Raw genomic sequence first — 13,309 nt, 5'->3', positions numbered from 1 at the left:
ACCGCATTGCGCAGCATCTTGGCCATCCGCTGTTGCACCGCGTGGGGTGCCGGTGAGGTCTCGGTGAGCTGCGCGACTTCCTTGCGCAGCGCGGCCACTTCATCGCCGGAGTTGCGCAGCCTGGCTCGAAGGTTTTCCACGTCGTCGCGCAGCAACTGTTGTCTGGTGGTCAACGCTTCGATCTGGGCGTCGACCGCGACCGGATCGTAGCCCCAGAACTTGCGTGAGAACACCTTCGCGGGTTCGGTCACCTGCTTCCCCCTTTCGTCGAACACCTGGTCAAAAGTTGGTAGGCCGCATTTCGGTCCCGGACGCCGGTGGTCAGGACACGACCGCTTATGCCCGAGAGTAGCTGTGGAACCGGTAGCGCAGCCCCCCGCTGCTGACCAGCCACTCCCCTGTCTCCCCTACCCAGTCCTCGTCGAGGACGGGGGCCAGCGCGTCTTCATCGTCGCGCGGCAGGTCGATGTCCACTTCGGTGACTTCGCAGCGCGTGGCCAGCGGCAGTGCGAGCGCATAGACCTCTCCGCCGCCGATCACCCACGTGTCATCACCGTTGATGGCCTGCTCGAGGGACCGCACCACTTGCGCGCCGTCCGCCGTGAAGCCGGCCTGGCGGGACAGCACCACGTTGCGCCGCCCGGGCAGCGGTCGCACGCGGGCGGGCAGCGAGTCCCAGGTGCGTCGCCCCATCACCACGGTGTGACCCAGAGTCACCTGTTTAAACCGAGCCAGGTCCTCGGGTAACCGCCAGGGGATGTCGCCGCCGCGGCCGATGACGCCGGACGTGGACTGAGCCCATACCAAGCCCAGTTCGGGTGTCTGGGTCATACAGCGACGGGGGCTTTGATCGCGGGGTGCGGGTCGTAATTCTCGACTTTGATGTCGTCATAGGTGTAGTCGAAAATCGAATTCCGCTGCGCCAGAATCAGTTTGGGGTAAGGCCGGGCTTCGCGGCGCAGTTGCTCGGTGACCTGCTCGACGTGGTTGTCGTAAATGTGGCAGTCACCGCCGGTCCAGACGAATTCGCCGACCGACAATCCGGCTTGGGCGGCCATCATGTGGGTGAGCAGGGCGTAGCTGGCGATATTGAACGGCACCCCGAGGAACAGGTCGGCGCTGCGCTGGTACAACTGGCAGCTCAGCCGCCCGTCGGCGACGTAGAACTGGAAGAAGGCATGGCAGGGCGGCAGCGCCATGCGCGGGATGTCGCTGACGTTCCACGCCGAGACGATGATGCGCCGCGAATCGGGGTCGGTGCGCAGTAGTTCGAGCGCCGCGCTGATCTGGTCGATGTGGTCGCCCGACGGTGTCGGCCAAGAGCGCCACTGCACACCGTAGATAGGGCCGAGATCGCCGTTCTCGCTGGCCCATTCGTCCCAGATGGTGACGCCGTGTTCTTGTAACCAGCCGACGTTGGACTCGCCGCGCAGAAACCACAGCAACTCGTATGCCACCGATTTGAAGTGAACTTTCTTGGTGGTGAGCAACGGGAATCCGGCCGATAGGTCGTAGCGGATCTGCTGGCCGAACAGGCTGCGGGTGCCGGTGCCGGTGCGGTCGGATTTGGCCGCTCCCGTTTCGAGCACCAGGCGCAGCAGATCCTCGTAGGGCGTGGCGATCGGCACGCGGCCAGCTTAGCGGCGATCGCAAGCGCGGCGAAGCCGGGCGCGGCGGGTCGCCGCCGGTGTGTCCAGCGGCGATCGCAAGCGCGGCGAAGCCGGGCGCGGCGGGTCGCCGCTATTCTCCCCGGCGATCGACGGGAGTAGAACGGGTGCCATGCCGAACATCAAAGACACCGTCGACACCCCGGACGGAACTTGTCCCGTCCAGCTGTTCACCCCCGAAGGACAGGGCCCCTGGCCGGGTGTGGTCATGTTCCCCGACGCCGGAGGCGTACGTGACACCTTCGACCACATGGCGGCCAAGCTCGCCGGATACGGCTACGCGGTGCTGCTGCCCGACGTGTACTACCGCGAGGGCGACTGGGCGCCGTTCGACATGGCGACCGCCTTCGGCGATGCCAAAGAGCGTGCCCGCATCATGTTTCTGATCGGCACCCTGACTCCCGACCGCATCACCCGCGACGCTGGTGCCCTCTTCGACTACCTAGTCGCTCGGCCGGAGGTCAGCGGCGAGCGCTTCGGCGTCTGCGGCTACTGCATGGGCGGGCGGATATCGGTCCTGCTGGCCGGTCGTCTCCCCGACCGGGTCGCGGCGGCGGCGTCCTTCCACGGCGGTGGGCTGGTCACCGACGGGCCCGACAGCCCCCACCTGCTGGCCGACCAGATGAACGGCTTTGTGTACGTCGGCGGCGCCCAGAACGACGCCTCGTTCACCAAGGATCACGCCGAGCAACTGGAGAAGGCGCTCACCGCCGCCGATGTGCAGCACCGCATCGAGTGGTACCCGGCCGGCCACGGGTTCGCGGTACCGGACAACCCGCCGTACAGCGTCTCGGCCGCCGAACGCCATTGGGCGGCGATGACCGAAGTTTTCGGCGCGGCCCTCACCTAACCGCGGCGAGCAGACGCAAACTCGCGTCGGGCCTCGGCGTGTCATGCGAGTTTGTGTCTGCTCGCGGTTAAGTGGGCGGCAGGTCGACCAATTGGGCCAGTCGCGCGCGATGCCGGTAGGCGGTTCCCAACGCCAACTGGTCACTTTTGGCCCGCTTCAGATACAGGTGCGCCGGATACTCCCACGTCATGCCGATGCCGCCGTGCAATTGCACGCACTCCTCCGCGGCGTGCACCGCTACCCCGCTGCAGTAAGCCTGGGCCAACGCGGCGGCCACTGCAGCGTCCTCGTCATCCCGAGCACAGGTGTCCGCGGCGTATCGGGCGGCCGCCGTCGCGGAGTTGACCTCCAGCCACAGATCAGCCAACCGATGCTTGATCGCCTGGTACGAGCCGATGGCACGACCGAATTGCTTGCGCTGCTTGGTGTACTCCAACGTGGTCGCGAAACACCACTGGGCCAGGCCGAGTTGCTCGCTGGCCAGCAAGGCCGCGCCGGTCCGCAGCGCCGCAGCGATCGCCGCCTCCGCCGAACCGGTGCCGACCCGCGACGACGCCGCTCCCGAGAACCGCACGTCCGCAAGGGGACGAGTCATGTCGAACGCCAACCGCGGTGACACTGCCACACCCGCAGCGTCGCGGGAAACGGTATGCAGTTCAACACCTTCCGTACCAGCAACCGGTACGACCAACACGTCGGCTGCGGCTGCGCCGGCGACACTGCTGACCGCTCCGGTCAAACCGTCGGCGGCACGGGTGACTTCACTGACCGCGTCATCGGGTGCGGTGGACAACGGCGCCACCAGTGCGGCCGTGGTCGTCCCCTCAGCCAGCGCCGCGAGCGTCTCGGTATCCCCGGCACGCAACAACGCAACGGTGGCGAGCACCGCACTGGACAGGAATGGCACCGGGGCCACCGCCCGACCGATCTCCTCCATGACCACAGCGGCCTCGCGGGCAGTGGCGCCGGCACCGCCGAGTGACTCCGGGATCAACAGTCCGGCCACCCCGAGTTCGGCGGCCAACGTTCGCCACACCGACGAAAAGTCCTGCGCCGCTTGGTCGTAGGCGGTGACGACGGCCTCGGGCGGGCAGCGGTCGGCGAACAACTGACGCACGCTGTCCCGCAGGGCTTCTTCGGTGTCGGAGTACAGCAGATCAGCGGTACTCACCGTGGGATGTCCTTAAACGCCACGTCCTTGTCGACCCGGTGTTCGCCGGGCAGACCGAGCACCCGCTCGGAGATGGTGTTGCGCAGGATCTCCGACGTGCCGCCTTCGATGGAGTTGCCGCGGGCGCGCAGATAGCGGTAGCCGGCTTCCCGGCCGGTCAAGTCGACCGTCTCGGGCCGGCGTAGTGCCCAGTCGTCGTAGTGCAACCCCGCTTCGGGGTTCATCTCCAGCTCGAAGCCCGAAATCTGTTGCGCCAACCGCGCGAAAGCGATCTTCATGCCCGCGCCCTCGGGTCCGGGCTGGCCGCTGGCGGCTTGCTGGCGCAGCCGCTCACCGCTGAGACGCAACACTTCGGCCTCGACCCACAACCGCATCAGCTCGTCGTGCAGGGCCGGGTCGCGCAGCGCAGGTTCGGCGCGCCACGCCTCGGTGAGCTTGCCGATGTGATGGCCCTCGCGTGGGGTGCCCGAACGCGAGCCGATGGCGACGCGCTCGTTGTTCAGCGTGGTGGTAGCGACCCGCCAGCCCCCGCCCTCTGGGCCGAGCCGGTTGGCGTCGGGCACTCGAACGTCGGTGAGGAATACCTCGTTGAACTCGGCCTCCCCGGTGATCTGGCGCAGCGGCCGGATGTCAATGCCGGGTTGCCGCATGTCACACAGGAAGTACGTCAAGCCAACGTGTTTGGGCACGTTGGGATCGGTGCGGGCGACGAGGATGGCCATTTGGGCGTGTTGGGCCATCGATGTCCACACTTTTTGGCCGTTGACTATCCATTCGTCGCCGTCGCGGACGGCGCGGGTGGCCGCGGCGGCCAAATCCGAGCCGGCGCCGGGCTCGCTGAACAACTGGCAGTACAGGTGTTCTCCGGTGAACAACGGCCGCAAGAACTTCCGTTGCTGTTCTGTGGTGCCGAAGGCGGCGATGGTCGGCGCGGCCATCCCGATGCCGATGATGTTGCGGCCGCCGCCGGCCGGCGGTGCACCGGCCGCGGCGAGTTGGGCGTCGACGAGCGCTTGGTGGGTGTGGGGCAGGTCCAGCCCGCCGATCCCGTGCGGGAAGTGCACCCAGGCCAGACCCGCGTCGAACCGCGCCCCGAGGAATGTCTTAGCGTCCGTTGTCGCGGGGTCATGCTCGGCGAGCAGGGTGCGTACCCGCTCGGTCAGGTCCGCTTCGGTGCTCACTGGCTTTGGAATCCTTGGGCCGGCCCGAGCACCGTGCCGCCGTCGATGACCATGGTTTCTCCGGTGATCCAGCTTGCCGCGTCCGACACCAGGAAAACGACCGCGTCGGCGACGTCGACCGGTTCTCCGATGCGCCCCAGCGCGATCGACTTGGCCAGCGGATCCTCGTGGTCTTTCCACAGCGCCTCGGCGAGCCTGGTCCGCACCACACCCGGGCAGATGGCGTTGACTCGGATGCCCGGTGAAAGTTCCAGTGCCAGTTGCTTGGTGACGTGGATGAGCGCGGCCTTGGTCGCGTTGTACATGCCCATGGCCGGGGACTGGTGCAGGCCGCCGATCGAGGCGGTGTTGACGATGGCGCCGCCGTTCTCACCCATCCAGGACTTGACCACCAGCGAGGTCCACAGCAGCGGAGCCCACAGGTTGACGTCGAAGATCTTGGTGAAGCGGGCGTGATCCTGGTCGATCAGCGGACCGTACGCCGGGTTGGTCCCCGCGTTGTTGATCAGGATGTCCACGCTGCCGAAGCGTTCGAGGGTGAGGTCGACGCAGCGGCGGGCCGCGTCCTCGTCGACCGCGTGGGCGCCCACCCCCAGCGCACGATCACCCACTTGCGCGGCGGCCGCATCGGCCGATTCCTGCTTTCGGGCGGTCAGCACGACGTTGGCTCCCGCTTCGGCGAGACGTTGCGCCGTGGCCAATCCGATCCCCCGGGAGGCGCCGGTGACGATGGCGGTCCGGCCGGTCAAGTCCAGAGACGTCATTGCGATATGCCCTTCTGTTGCAACCAGTGAAGCCGATTTCGCGGGCGATGTTTGACACGTGTCTTCGTGTGGTACGCGTCACGAATGTTAGCGAAAATAAACCTCATCAAACCACTCGTGGTGGCCGGGGCTGTCGCTACAGCGATCGCCGCGGCGCCCATGGCGTCAGCCGACGTTGCGGCGACCGGCCCGGCGATGACCAGTCCGGCCGCAACTCACGTCGTATTCAAGGACGACCCGCCCGGCCCAGGCGGCGGCGGTTGCGACCCCAACGGCAACTGCGGTTCCGGTGGTCAGGACAACGGCCCGAACGGCGGCCCGGGCGGCCAAGGCTGCATTCCCGGTTTGGGCTGCGGCAACGGAGGACAGTTCTGGGGTCCCGGCGGTGAGCCGGGCGGCAGCGGCTGCCTTCCGGGCGTCGGCTGCGGTGGCGGCCACGCTTAACGACCGCTGAGCGGGCGGTCCGTCAGGCTCTCCGCAGCCTGGTGATCCATGCGCGGGAGTCTGCCGGGTCGATGACGTCGTCAAGCTCGAACGTGGTCGCCGACCGTAGCGCTTTGCCGTGCTGATAGGCAGCGGCGACCAGACGCTCGAACAGCGCTTGGCGCTCGGCTTCGTCCGGTGCGGCAGCCAATTCTTTGCTAAAGCCCAGTCGCACAGCGCCTTCCAGTCCCATGCCGCCGATTTCGCCGGTGGGCCAGGCGATGGTGAATTGCGGCGCGCGGAAGGAACCGCCGGCCATGGCCATTGCGCCCAGGCCGTAGCCTTTGCGCAGGATGATCATGCCGAGCGGCACCGTCAGTCGGGCACCGAGGATGAACATCCTGCCGAATCGCCGGACCGTAGCGTCCTTTTCCGAGTCGGGTCCGACCATGAATCCCGGTGTGTCACACAGGGAGATCACGGGCAGCCGGAATGACTCGCACAGGGTGAGGAAGTCGCCGACTTTGTCTGCGGCCTCGGCGTCTATGGCGCCACCCAGGTGGTGGCTGCTGTTGGCGATCAGTCCGTATGCCACCCCCTCGACGCGGACCAGCGCGGTGACCACCCCGACGCCGTAGTCCGCGCGTAGTTCGAGGACGGACCCGATATCGACGATCGACTCGATCGCGCGGTGCACGTCGTAGGCGTGTAACCGATGCTCCGGCACGACATGTCGCGTCAGGCGTGGGTCAGGCGCTTCCCAATCAGCACTGCTGCCCTGGAAGTACGACAGATACTGCTTGGCGAGCGCCACCGCGTGTGACTCGTCGCGGGCGACCAGGCTCACCACGCCGTTGTGCCGCTGCACGTCGATCGGCCCGATAGCCTCGGGCGGATACACTCCGAGCCCACCGCCCTCGATCATGGCCGGGCCGCCCATGCCGATGTTGGCGTCCGGCGTGGCGATGATGACGTCGCAGACGCCGGCCAATGCGGCGTTGCCGGCGAAGCACCGACCGGAGACGATGGAGATCAGCGGCACCCGCCCGCTCAGACCGGCCAACATACGGAAGGTCGGTACGTCCAGTCCCGCCAGGCCACCCACATCGGTGTCTCCGGGCCGGCCGCCACCTCCCTCGGCAAACAGCACCACCGGCAGCCGCTTTCGGGCGGCCAGCTCGAAGATCCGATCGGTCTTGGCGTGGTTGCGCATGCCTTGGGTACCGGCCAGCACGGTGTAGTCATACGACACCACGACGGCCTCGGCCGCGGCCTGCCCGACCCGATCGGCGCCGATGGTCGCCAGGCCGGCCACCAGGCCGTCGGCGGGCGTGTTGGCGATCAGGTCTTCCTCGGAGCGCCGGCTGCGCTGGGCGGCGATCGCCAGCGCGCCGTATTCGACGAAGCTGCCCTCGTCGATCAGGTCGGCGATGTTCTCCCGGGCGGTGCGCCGACCCCGCTTGTGCCGCTTGGCAACCGCGGCTTCGCGACCCTCGTCGCGGGTCATGCGATGGCGCTCCCGCACCTCGTCCAAGTCGGCGCGAGACCGGTCGAGGTCCAGCGCGGATGAGGTCGACCCACCGTCACCGCCCGCGTCGCTGCGGGTGAAGACGAGCAAAGGATCTCCGGTCCCGACCACCTGCCCGGGTACCACCAGAGTGCGCACAATGCGCACCCCGGCCGGGGCCACCAGGACGTGCTGCATTTTCATCGCTTCGAGCACCGCGGCCTGCTGTCCGGCGGCGAGTTCGGCACCCTGCGGGGCGATCTCGACGACGGTGCCGGCCAATTGAGCGCGCAGCGCTTCCTCACCCGGATACAACTCGACCGGACCCGCCGCATGCTGATGCCGGTGGGACAGCGTCGCGGCCGCCAATTCAGGCAGCTTGCCGTCGAGGAATGTCGTCGGCACAGTGCCGGACTGAATGTCATTGTGGTGCAGCATTTCTCGGAGGAAAGCGATGTTGGTGCCGATGCCCTCGACGCCGAATTCGCCGAGCGCGATGCGCGCTTTGCGCACCGCCGCCGGAAAGTCCGAACCGTGGATATGGGTGACGACCTTGGCCAGCAGAGAGTCGTATCGGGGGCTGGGGGTAAGACCGGCCCGGCCGTAGGTGTCGACGCGCACACCCGGTCCACTTGGCAGGGAAAACGCGGTCAACGTTCCCGTGGTGGGCAGCACCGAGCCGTCGGCGGCGAACGTCTCCATGTTCACCCGAGTCTGAATGGCGATGCCACGGGGCGCGACCGGTTCACCGATGACCTCCAGACCATCAGAGGCGATTCCGGCCGGCAACCGCAGCTCGTAGTAGGACGCACCCCGGGCGATGGACAATTGGGCGGCGACGAGATCGATACCGGTCACTTCTTCGGTGACCGTGTGTTCGACCTGGATGCGCGGGTTGATCTCGAGGAAGACGAATCTGTCGCCGCTGACCAGGAATTCGACGGTGGCCAGTCCCCGCAGTCTCACCCTGGCGCACAACCGGGCCGCAGCTTGATGCAGATCCCGACGGACGGGGTCGGAAAGGCCTTGCGCAGGGGCGATTTCGATGAGCTTCTGGTAGCGCCGCTGGATGCTGCAGTCGCGGTCGCCGAGGGCCAGCGCACGCGTCTGATGGCCCGCTGGTGCGGCGACGATCTGCACCTCGATATGACGTGCGCCGTCGAGCATTTCCTCGGCGAACACCGACGCGTCACCGAAACCCAGTTGCGCCTCCGCGGCGCATTGGCGGTAGGCGTCGTCTAGCTGGTCGGCGCGCTCGACCCGCCGCATGCCCCTGCCGCCGCCACCGGCGAGCGCCTTGATCATGACCGCGCCGTCGCGGGCCGCGAAGAACTCGCGGACGTCCTCGATGCTGCTCGGCCCGTCGGTGGCGGCCAGCACCGTGACACCGGCCGCCACGGCAGCACGGCGAGCCGACGACTTGTTGCCCACGAGTTCGAGCACCTCGGCGTCCGGGCCGACGAAGGTGTATCCGGCGGCCACGCAGGCGCGGGCGAATTCGGCGTTTTCGCTGAGGAATCCGTAACCGGGGTGAATGAATTGGGCGCCGGCCTGTTTCGCGGCAGCCAAGATCGCGGCCTGGTCCAGATAGCCGGAGACGCAAATCGCTTCGTCGGCCGCATGCACATGCGGGCTCTCGGCGTCGTCCTCGGCGTAGACGGCGACGGTCGCGATACCCAATTCTGTTGCCGTCCGGATGATTCGGAGCGCAATCTCGCCTCGGTTGGCGATCAGCAGGGTCATACCGGGAACCGCCGCATAGCGGCTAGATTACGTCTTGCCGGTCGGCTGGCCGCGCACCTCCCCGTCACACGACCACTTGTTTGGGCATAACGGTGGGCTTGAACCCGTATCGCGGGCCCGCGTACGCGCCGGTGCCCTTGCCGGCCGCGGCGATACCCGGTGCGCCCGGCAGTCCCGCGACCGCACCGGCTTCCTCGGGTACCGCCCAGCCGCTGCCCTCGGCCGCCGTCGTACCGACCGTCACCGCTGGTGCGGCGGTGGACCAACTCGCCGGCACGGACAACCCGCCGACCGAGCCGGCCGCACCCAGGGCGGCGCCGGCGGGCGTCACCGAATTCGCCAACGCGGCGGCACCGGCCGCGCCCGGCAGGGCCGTGGCGGCTCCACCGGCGGCGGGACCGAGGGTCTGCAGGGTGTGGCCGAGGAAGATCGCGCTGGTGATGCCGGCCATGCTGAACCAGGCCGCGGTGTTGACCACGCCGTTGACGGCGTTATCGACCAATTCGGAGATGTCTTCTGGCAGCGTGTCCACTGCTTCTGCGGCCAGTGGTGAGGCCATGCTCATGGCCGCGTTGGGGGCGTTGGTGATGAAGTTGCTCAGGCCGACCTGCTGGACGGAGTTGGCAGCGGCGGCCTGGCTGACGGCGGCGGCTTGGCTGGTCAGCCCGGCGGGGTTGGTGAGGCGCGCCGGTGACGTCAACGGGTTGAGCCTCCCGGCGGCTGCCGAGGAAGCCGCATAGCCGTACATGGCCAGCGCGTCCTGTGCCCACATCTCGCCGTATTGCGCCTCGGTGGCCGCGATAGCGGGCGTGTTCTGACCCAGGATGTTGGTGGCGACCAAGGTGGCGAGCAGGGCCCGGTTGGCGGCCACCTCGGCCGGGGGCACCGTCATGGCGAACGCCGTCTCGTAGGCGGCGGCCGAGGCGATCGCCTGGGTACCGGCCAGTGCCGTCGACTCGGCGGTGTAGGTCAACCACGCCAGGAATGGCTGGGCGGCCGCCGCCATCGACAGCGACGCGGGACCCATCCATTGCTCGGTGGTCAGCTGGGTGATCACCGATTCGAAGGAGTCGGCCGTCGTGCTCAGTTCGACGGACAAGCCGTTCCACGCGGTCGCGGCGGCCATCATCGGTGCGGCTCCGGCGCCGACGTACATCCGCGCGGAGTTGATCTCGGGGGGCAGGGCTCCGAAGTCGATCATGGTTTTTCCTTACGTTCCGATGAGCTCTGGCTTGGGCATGACGAGCGGCTTGACGCCGTAGCGAGGCGCTCCGAAACCGGCGCTGTTGCGAGTCGCGGCAGCCAAACCGGGGGCGCCGGGAAGGAGGGTGGTCGGCGCGGCCTGTGGGGCGGCGGTCCACCCTGCGCCGGGCAGCGCTCGGACGCCGGTGCTGGACACCAACGTGGCCGGTGCGCCCCAGCTCGCCGGTGCGGACAATGCGCCGGCCGGCGCCGAGCCGACCGCTCCCGCCGCGACGGGAGCGACCTGGGGGCCGGCGGTCGACGTGAACCCTGCGGCCGCCACACCTTCGGCGCCGGCGCTGTCGGCGGCCGCGTCGCCGGCGGGCACCAGAAGCCCGCCATTGGCCAGGCCGAGCAGGTCGGAGGCGGCGGAAGCGGTGTTTCCGGCGCCGACATCCAAGATGTTGGCGATGTCTGAGATCGGACTCGGCACGGCCTCGGCGGGGGTGGCGGCACCCGCCAGTGCCCCGGCGAACGGGGAGGCTGCTGCGGAGGAATTGGCCGCCTCGGTGGCTTCGTAGGTGCCGGCGCTGACGCCGAGGGTGTTGACGAACGAGTCGTACAGGGCCGTGGCTTCGCTGCTGACCTGCTGGTACAGGGTGCCGTAGGCAGTGAACAGCGACGCTTGCAGAGCGGACACTTCGTCGGCGGCCGCCGGAGGCAGGCCGGTGGTCGGGGCTGCCGCGGCCGCGTTCTGGGCGGCCAGCACCGAGCCGACGGCCCCGAGCTTGCCGGCGGCCGCGGCCAGCTCTTGGGGTTGTGCGGTCAAAAACGACATTCCTGCTCCTTGTGGTGTGAAAGTGGTGGCGGAATGGTTCCCGTGAGGCCGGAGATGAATCCATGTCACGGGCTGGTAACTCAGGCGGCGCCTTGTTAACACCGTCTTGTCGAGGGTGACATCTCACCGTGCTAAGCGGAACGGCATTAAGCAGCGTGGCGCGGTTGAGTTGGCCGGGTCTCCCCGGTGCGACTGAGGCCGCAGCGAACGGCCGGAATCACCGGGTCAGAAGAGGCCTCGGGTCGGCATCACGGTGGGCTTCACGCCGTACCGGGGCCTCGCCAGGGAGGCGGCGTCTTCGTCGGATGCCGGCATTCCGGGCGTCGGCGGCGTCCCGCCAAACGCGTCGTCCTCGCCGGGAACTGCCCAACCCGTGCCCGCTGCGGGGGCCTCGAGGGTCATCGCCGGTGCCGCCGCGGACCAGCTTGGCGGCACCGACAGGCGACCGACCGAGGCCGCCCTGCCCCAGCTGGCCTGTGGCGGTGGTGCGGCCGCCGCGGCCGTGACCGAGTGCGCCGCTGTGGCCGCCCGTGTGACACCCAGAGCGGCCGGGGTGAGGTCAGTGTCGGCGTCGTCCACCGGCTGCCCAGAAGTCGTCAAACCGATGATGTAGTCCCAGAAGGTGGCTCGGTTGTGATGGAACGCGTCGAGCCACGGGAAGTGGGTGCTGTCGAGCTGGCGGATCAAGTCCACCACCGAAGCACTGCCCTCCGGTGTGGCCGGGGAGGCAAGACTCATGACGGCGTCGGGCCCGGTGCTGACCACGCTGCCCAGACTCATCTGATTGCCGATCCCCGCCGGGTTGGTGACCTCCGCCGGGCTGGTCAGCGGGTTCAGTCGGCCGGCGACCGAGCTGGAGGCCGCATAGCGATACATGGCGGCAGCATCTTGAGCCCACATTTCGCCGTAGCGTGCTTCGGTGGCCGCGATAGCCGGCACGTTCTGCCCGAAGACGTTAGTTGCGGTCAGATAGGCCAGCTGCGCTCTGTTGGCGGCGACCGCGGCGGGCGGGACGGTCATGGCAAACGCCGTCTCGTACGCGGCCACAGAAGCCATGGCCTGGGCCGCCGCGAGCGCCGAGCAGTCGGCGGCGTAGGACAACCACTCAATCTGCGGTTGCGCCGCGGCAACCATCGACAGCGACGCGGGACCCAGCCACTGCTCACTGGTCAGCCGGGTGACGACCGACTCGAAAGAGGCCGCGGTAGCAGTCAACTCGGACGCAATACCGTTCCACGCGCCGGCGGCCGCCAGCAGCGGCGCCGCACCCGCGCCGGCGTACATGCACGCGGAGTTGACCTCTGGAGGTAGAGCGCCAAAGTCCACTTGGGCAATCCGTTTTTCGTTAGGGGCGTCGCGGCTGGCGGTCCCTGCAGAAGCATGTTCGTCAGGGTCGCCGCCAGCGTGGCGCCCAGCTCGTCGCAGTCACCCCCGCGGCGTCGATGCCGCCGACGACCTCAGGCGCCTAAGCGGGCAGCCTGAGTCGCTAACTATCCGACCGTGTCACTGTTGACCTAGTCAAGGAAGAGCGCTGAAGCTCTAAGAAAGTTCAAATCTTCGTGAGCGCAATACTTTCAGCGCAACGGCTGACCCCACTGAACCTGTTCGCGCAGTTTGCCTTTGAGCAACTTCCCCCCGGCGTTGCGCGGCAATGGCGTCGGCATGACGGTGACGTATTGCGGCACCTTGAAGTCGGCAAGTTGGCCCCGGCAGTGCTCGATGACCGCCCCGACATCGATCTGCTCGCCGACCAGCACCGCGCCGACCTTCTCCCCCATCACCTCGTCGGGCACCGCGAGCACACAGGCGTCGGCGACGTTGGGCGCCGCCAGCAGCGCGGCCTCGACCTCGACACTGGAGACGTTTTCACCACCTCTGTTAATGATGTCCTTGAGGCGGTCGATGATGTGCACGCGGCCCGCCTCGTCGACGCGCACCACGTCACCGGTGTGCAGCCAGCCATCGATGATGGTGGCGGCGGTG

Annotated in this window: 12 protein-coding genes and 1 pseudogene; 2 read left to right on the top strand and 11 right to left on the bottom strand. The window is 68.0% G+C overall.

Going from position 1 to position 13,309, the window contains the following annotated elements; all coding sequences use genetic code 11:
- From A9W95_RS19465 to A9W95_RS19455, 3 genes and pseudogenes are all read right to left on the bottom strand, one after another.
- Positions 1–251, bottom strand: a pseudogene (locus A9W95_RS19465) (DivIVA domain-containing protein); the annotation flags it as partial.
- An 85-nt stretch (positions 252–336) separates the two neighbouring features.
- The gene (locus A9W95_RS19460) at positions 337–831 is read right to left on the bottom strand and encodes a dihydrofolate reductase (protein ID WP_067416430.1); all 495 of its coding nucleotides are present in this window, start codon (positions 829–831) and stop codon (positions 337–339) included.
- Entirely contained in the window at positions 828–1,628 is an 801-nt protein-coding gene (locus tag A9W95_RS19455; protein WP_067416427.1) for a thymidylate synthase, read from the bottom strand. Before A9W95_RS19455 ends, A9W95_RS19460 begins: the two co-directional genes overlap by 4 nt.
- Before the next feature lie 151 nt (positions 1,629–1,779).
- Between A9W95_RS19455 and A9W95_RS19450 the strand changes: the two genes are divergently transcribed.
- Positions 1,780–2,517 (top strand): dienelactone hydrolase family protein, encoded by a 738-nt coding sequence (locus A9W95_RS19450; RefSeq protein WP_067416425.1) that lies wholly within the window; start codon positions 1,780–1,782, stop codon positions 2,515–2,517.
- A gap of 67 nt (positions 2,518–2,584) precedes the next feature.
- On the opposite strand, the gene A9W95_RS19445 is transcribed toward A9W95_RS19450, so the two are convergent.
- The 3 genes from A9W95_RS19445 to A9W95_RS19435 are packed head-to-tail and all read right to left on the bottom strand — an operon-like array spanning position 2,585 to position 5,633.
- Complete coding sequence (locus A9W95_RS19445) at positions 2,585–3,688, bottom strand: acyl-CoA dehydrogenase family protein (protein WP_067416422.1); 1,104 nt, start codon at positions 3,686–3,688, stop codon at positions 2,585–2,587.
- Positions 3,685–4,869 (bottom strand): acyl-CoA dehydrogenase family protein, encoded by a 1,185-nt coding sequence (locus tag A9W95_RS19440; RefSeq protein WP_067416419.1) that lies wholly within the window; start codon positions 4,867–4,869, stop codon positions 3,685–3,687. The genes A9W95_RS19445 and A9W95_RS19440 overlap by 4 nt, the downstream gene beginning before the upstream one ends.
- Positions 4,866–5,633 carry an SDR family oxidoreductase gene (locus A9W95_RS19435; protein ID WP_067416416.1) on the bottom strand — a complete coding sequence of 256 codons (768 nt, stop codon included), beginning with the start codon at positions 5,631–5,633 and terminating at the stop codon, positions 4,866–4,868. Before A9W95_RS19435 ends, A9W95_RS19440 begins: the two co-directional genes overlap by 4 nt.
- Before the next feature lie 105 nt (positions 5,634–5,738).
- On the opposite strand from A9W95_RS19435, the gene A9W95_RS19430 reads away from it, so the two are divergent.
- The gene (locus A9W95_RS19430) at positions 5,739–6,077 is read left to right on the top strand and encodes a PE-PGRS family protein (RefSeq protein ID WP_082983202.1); all 339 of its coding nucleotides are present in this window, start codon (positions 5,739–5,741) and stop codon (positions 6,075–6,077) included.
- Positions 6,078–6,099: 22 nt separating this feature from the next.
- On the opposite strand, the gene A9W95_RS19425 is transcribed toward A9W95_RS19430, so the two are convergent.
- From A9W95_RS19425 to A9W95_RS19405, 5 genes are all read right to left on the bottom strand, one after another.
- On the bottom strand, positions 6,100–9,306 hold the full coding sequence (locus A9W95_RS19425) for a carboxyl transferase domain-containing protein (RefSeq protein ID WP_067416410.1): 3,207 nt from the start codon (positions 9,304–9,306) through the stop codon (positions 6,100–6,102).
- Between the two features lie 64 nt (positions 9,307–9,370).
- Positions 9,371–10,504 (bottom strand): PPE family protein, encoded by a 1,134-nt coding sequence (locus A9W95_RS19420; RefSeq protein WP_067416433.1) that lies wholly within the window; start codon positions 10,502–10,504, stop codon positions 9,371–9,373.
- A gap of 12 nt (positions 10,505–10,516) precedes the next feature.
- Positions 10,517–11,326, bottom strand: coding sequence for a PE domain-containing protein (locus A9W95_RS19415; protein WP_067416408.1), 810 nt, complete (start codon positions 11,324–11,326; stop codon positions 10,517–10,519).
- Between the two features lie 225 nt (positions 11,327–11,551).
- Positions 11,552–12,652: a PPE family protein gene (locus tag A9W95_RS19410; protein WP_067416405.1), complete on the bottom strand. Its 1,101-nt coding sequence runs from the start codon at positions 12,650–12,652 to the stop codon at positions 11,552–11,554.
- Between the two features lie 248 nt (positions 12,653–12,900).
- Positions 12,901–13,309: class I adenylate-forming enzyme family protein (locus A9W95_RS19405; protein ID WP_156746294.1), on the bottom strand; the 409-nt coding region annotated here is incomplete at its 5' end.

The organism is Mycobacterium sp. 1423905.2 (assembly GCF_001673155.1).
In the GTDB taxonomy this organism is placed as follows: domain Bacteria; phylum Actinomycetota; class Actinomycetes; order Mycobacteriales; family Mycobacteriaceae; genus Mycobacterium.
Note: the sequence above shows the minus strand (reverse complement) of the source record. Positions and strands in the feature narration are given on the sequence as shown.

What these genes read in the sequence shown, in the direction of transcription:
- A9W95_RS19460 (WP_067416430.1), bottom strand. Translation starts at nt 831, where the DNA reads ATGACCCAGACACCCGAACTGGGCTTGGTATGGGCTCAGTCCACGTCC.
- A9W95_RS19450 (WP_067416425.1), top strand. Translation starts at nt 1,780, where the DNA reads ATGCCGAACATCAAAGACACCGTCGACACCCCGGACGGAACTTGTCCC.
- A9W95_RS19435 (WP_067416416.1), bottom strand. Translation starts at nt 5,633, where the DNA reads ATGACGTCTCTGGACTTGACCGGCCGGACCGCCATCGTCACCGGCGCC.
- A9W95_RS19425 (WP_067416410.1), bottom strand. Translation starts at nt 9,306, where the DNA reads ATGACCCTGCTGATCGCCAACCGAGGCGAGATTGCGCTCCGAATCATC.
- A9W95_RS19415 (WP_067416408.1), bottom strand. Translation starts at nt 11,326, where the DNA reads ATGTCGTTTTTGACCGCACAACCCCAAGAGCTGGCCGCGGCCGCCGGC.